Here is a 4,580-nt window from a genome sequence, read left to right on the forward strand (position 1 = left end):
GTGGGCCGCGCTGATCTCCCCGACGGAGTGCCCGGCCACGAAGTCGGGCCGGATCCCCCAGTGTTCGAGCAGCCGGAACAGCGCCACCTCGACGGCGAAGAGCCCGGCCTGGGTGAAGACGGTCTGGTCGAGCAGGTCGGCCTCGGCGGTGCCGGGCTCGGCGAACAGCACCCCGCGCAGCGGCCGCGGCAGGTACGCGTCCAGGTGCTGGCACGCCTCGTCGAGGGTCGCCGCGAAGACGGGGAACGTCTCCCACAGGCGTCGTCCCATCCCGGCGTGCTGCGCGCCCTGGCCGGAGAAGAGCGCCGCCAGCGCGCCGCCGGGCTCGGCGGCGCCCCGGGTGAGCCCGGGGTGGTCCTGCCCGGCGGCCAGGGCCCGCAGGCCGGCGAGGGCGGCGTCGGCGTCGGCGGCGAGCAGCACCGCGCGGTGCCGCAGCGGGGACCGTCCGGTGGCCAGTGCCCGGGCCGCGTCGGCCGCGGGTGTTCCGCTGCCCGGCAGCCAGTCGGCCAGCCGGGCCGCCTGCGCCCGCAGGCTGTCGGCGGTGTCTGCCGATACGACCCACGGCAGCAGCGGCGTCCCGTCGGCGGCGCCGAGCGTGCCGCGGCTGGAGCTGGTCGTGGGCGCGGCGGCGCCGGCCGGACGGGGGGCGGCGGTGTCGGCCGAGGGCGTGGCGGGCGCCTGTTCGAGGATCACGTGCACGTTGGTGCCGCTGACCCCGAACGACGACACGCCGGCGCGGCGCGGCCGGTCCACGTCCGGCCACGGCTGCGCCTCGGTCAGCAGCGCGACGGCACCGGACGACCAGTCCACGTGCGGCGACGGCTCGTCCACGTGCAGGGTGGGCGGCAGCAGGTCGTGCTGGAGGGCCAGCACCATCTTGATCACGCCGGAGACGCCGGCGGCGGCCTGGGTGTGGCCGATGTTCGACTTCACGGAGCCGAGCCAGAGCGGCCGGTCGGCGGGGCGCTGCCGCCCGTACGTGGCCAGCAGGGCCTGCGCCTCGATCGGGTCGCCGAGCCGGGTGCCGGTGCCGTGCCCGTCGACGGCGTCCACGTCGGCGGCGCTCAGCCGCGCGTTGGCCAGCGCCTGGTTGATCACCCGCTCCTGCGCGGGCCCGTTGGGGGCGGTCAGGCCGTTGCTGGCGCCGTCCTGGTTCATCGCCGAGCCGCGCACGACGGCGAGGATCCGCCGGCCGTCGCGCTGGGCGTCGGAGAGCCGCTGCAACATCACCAAGCCGACGCCCTCGCCCCAGCCGGTGCCGTCGGCGGCCCCGGCGAACGACTTGCACCGGCCGTCGAGGGCGAGCCCCCGTTGCCGGGCGAACTCCAGGAACGGGCCGGGGGTGGCCATCACCGTCACGCCGCCGGCAACCGCGACGTCGCACTCGCCCTGCCGCAGGGACTGGCAGGCCAGGTGCAGCGCCACCAGCGACGACGAGCAGGCGGTGTCGACGCTGACGGCGGGCCCCTGCAACCCGAAGTGGTACGCCAGCCGACCGCTGATGACGGCGGCGACGTTGCCGGTGGCCTGGTAGCCCTCGGTCTCGACCCGGGCGGCCATCAGCAGCGTCGCGTAGTCCTGGCCGTTGGTGCCGACGAAGACGCCGGTGTTGGTCTCCCGCATGTCGGCGGGCGCGGTGCCGGCCCGCTCGAACAGCTCCCAGGCGCTCTCCAGCAGCACCCGTTGCTGCGGGTCCATCACCATCGCCTCGCGCGGGGAGATGCCGAACAGGGCGGCGTCGAAGCCGGCGGCGTCGGTGAGGAAGCCGCCCTCGCGCACGTACGAGGTGCCGGGCCGGTCGGGATCGGGGTCGTAGATGGCTGCCAGGTCCCAGCCCCGGTCGGTCGGGAACTCCGCTATGCCGTCGCGTCCCTCGGCGACGAGTCGCCACAGGTCCTCGGGGCCGGCGACGCCGCCGGGGTAGCGGCAGCTCATCGAGACGATGGCGATCGGCTCGTCCAGCGCGGTGGCGGCCCGCACGGGCTCGGCCGCCGGGGTGTCGTCGCCCGCGAGCCTGCCCGCCAGGTGCTCGGCGAGGGCGTCGGGCGTCGGGCGGTCGAACACCAGGGTCGCCGGCAGGTTCAGTCCCACCGCCTCGGCGAGGCGGTTGCGCATCTCGACGGCGCTGAGCGAGTCGAAGCCGATCTCCCGGAACGACCGGTCCGCCGCCAGCGCCTGCGGCGAGGACAGGCGCAGCACCGCCGCCGCGTGGACGCGTACGAGGTCGAGCAGGACCCGACGGCGTTCCGGTGCGGCGAGGCCGGCCAGCCGGCCGCGGAGCGGGGACGCCGCGTCGGGCGTGCCGCCGTCGCGCTGCCCGGCCGCGAGCAGCCGGGCCACCTCGGGGATGTCGGCGATCAGCGGCCGGGGGCGGGCCAGCGTGTAGGTCTGCAGGAACCGGTCCCAGGCGATGTCCGCCACGGTGAGCGTGGTGTCGCCGTGGTGGAGCGCCTCGGCCAGGACGGAGACCGCGAGGTCGGGGCGCATGGCCCGGACGCCCGAGCGGAACATCTGGTCGGCGGCGCCCTCGGCGTCGACCATGCCGCCGCCGTCCCAGGCACCCCAGGCGACGGCGGTGGCGGCCCGTCCGCGCCGTCGCCGGTCCTCGGCGAGCGCGTCGAGGAAGGCGTTGGCGGCGGCGTAGCCGCCCTGGTGCCCGCCGCCCCAGACGCCCGCGCCGGAGGAGAAGAGCACGAACGCCGACAGTTCGTCGCCGCACGCCTCGTCGAGGTTGACCGCGCCGGCCACCTTGGCCCGCAGGGCGTCGGCGAGGTCGGCGACGTCGGTGGCCGCGACGGGCGCGGCGTGGGCGACACCGGCGGTGTGGAACACGGCCCCGATGTGGGTGCCCTGCCCGGCGAGCCGCTCGACGAGGGCCCGTACGGCGGCCGGGTCGGCGACGTCGCAGGCGGCCACGGTGACTGTGGCGCCGGCGGCGCGCAGTTCGTCGGCCAGCTCGTCGGCGCCGGGCGTGGCGGGGCCCTGGCGGCCGGTCAGCACCAGCTCACCCACGCCCTCGCGGGCCAGCCAGCGCGCCACCTGGGCCCCGATGGACCCGAGGCCGCCGGTGACCAGGACGGCGCCGCTGGCGGGACGCCAGTCCTGCGTCGCGGTGCGCTCGGCGCGGGCGCGGACCAGTCGCCGGGCGAACACCCCGGAGGGGCGCAGCGCCAGCTGGTCCTCCGCGTCGACGCCGGCCAGCACCGCCACGAGCCGGGCCCGGTCCCGGGGGTCCAGCTCGGCGGGCAGGTCCAGCAGTCCGCCCCAGCGGTCCGGGTGCTCCAGGGCGACCACCCGGCCGAGCCCCCAGAGCATCGCCTGGCGGGGGCGGTCGAGCTGGTCGGCGCGGCCGGTCGAGACCGCGCCGGCGGTGGCGCACCACAGCGGGGCGGTGACGCCGGTGTCGCCGAGGGCCTGGACCAGGGCGTACGTGGCGGCGAGACCCGCCGGGACGACCGGGTGGGCCGGGTGCGGCGCGTCGTCCAGGCCGAGCAGGGAGAGCACCCCGGCGACGGGCCCGCCGGTACGCGCCAGCCGCTCGGCCAGCACCGGCCGGCCCGTCTCCGGCACGTCGATCCGGATGACCTCGGCCCCGCCCTCGCCCAGCGTCCGGGCGACGCCGTCGACCAGGGGGTGCTCGGCTTCGGCGGCCGGCACGACCAGCAGCCACGTACCGGCGAGGGTGGCCTCCGGCGCGACGACCAGCGGCTTCCAGGTCACCCGGTAGCGCCACGAGTCCACGGTGGACTCGTCGCGGCGGCGCCGGCGCCAGGAGGAGAGCAGCGGCAGCGCGGGGTCGAGGGAGCTGACCGTGGCCTCGTCGATGCGCATGGCGGCGGCCAGCGCAGACGCGTCGGCGCGTTCCACGGCCTCCCAGAAGCGCCGGTCCGCCTCGTCGGTGCCGGCGGGGGCGGGGGCGGTCACCGCCGTCGGCTGCGGCCAGTAGCGCCGGCGCTGGAAGGCGTACGTGGGCAGCGGGGGCGGCGGGCCGGTGGGGGCGCCCAGGATCGCCGTCCAGTCGACGGGCACGCCGTGCACGTGCAGTCCGGCGAGGACCGTCAGCATGCGCTGCCAGCCGCCGGCCACGGTGTCGTCGGCGGCCACCACGACGGCGTCGTCGGCCCGCGCGCTCTCGCGGATGCCGGCGGCGAGCACGGTCGCCGGGGCAGCCTCGAGGAGGACCCGGTGGCCCTGGTCGAGCAGGGCGCGTACGGCCGGTTCGGCGTCGGCGTCGGTGGTCAGGTCCCGATACCACCGGGCGGCGTCGAGGCCGTCGGTGTCGACCGGGCCGCCGGTCGTCGCCGAGTACAGCGGCACGTCGGCCGCCCGGAGGGTGATCCCGGCCAGCGCGTCCGGGCCGTCCTCCGCCGGGCTGGCGAGGGCGATCGTCCTCGCCGCGTCCTCCAGCGACAGCGCGCCGGCCACGCAGGCGGCCGCGAGCGCGCCGTGAGCGTGCCCGAGCACGGCGGCGGGTCGTACGCCGAGGGAGCGCCACCAGCGTCCCAGCGAGACGGCCACGGCCCACCGGACGGCCGGCGCCACCCCGGGGTCGGCCGGGGTGGGAGCGCCGTCCGCGCCGC

Annotated in this window: 1 protein-coding gene; it reads right to left on the minus strand. The window is 77.7% G+C overall.

Going from position 1 to position 4,580, the window contains the following annotated elements:
• Positions 1-4,580, minus strand: a 4,580-nt coding sequence (locus KBX39_RS24040) for a type I polyketide synthase (RefSeq protein WP_210872620.1), incomplete at both ends; no start/stop codon positions are given.

The organism is Micromonospora sp. D75 (assembly GCF_018070405.1).
GTDB classification, from domain to species: domain Bacteria; phylum Actinomycetota; class Actinomycetes; order Mycobacteriales; family Micromonosporaceae; genus Micromonospora; species Micromonospora chalcea.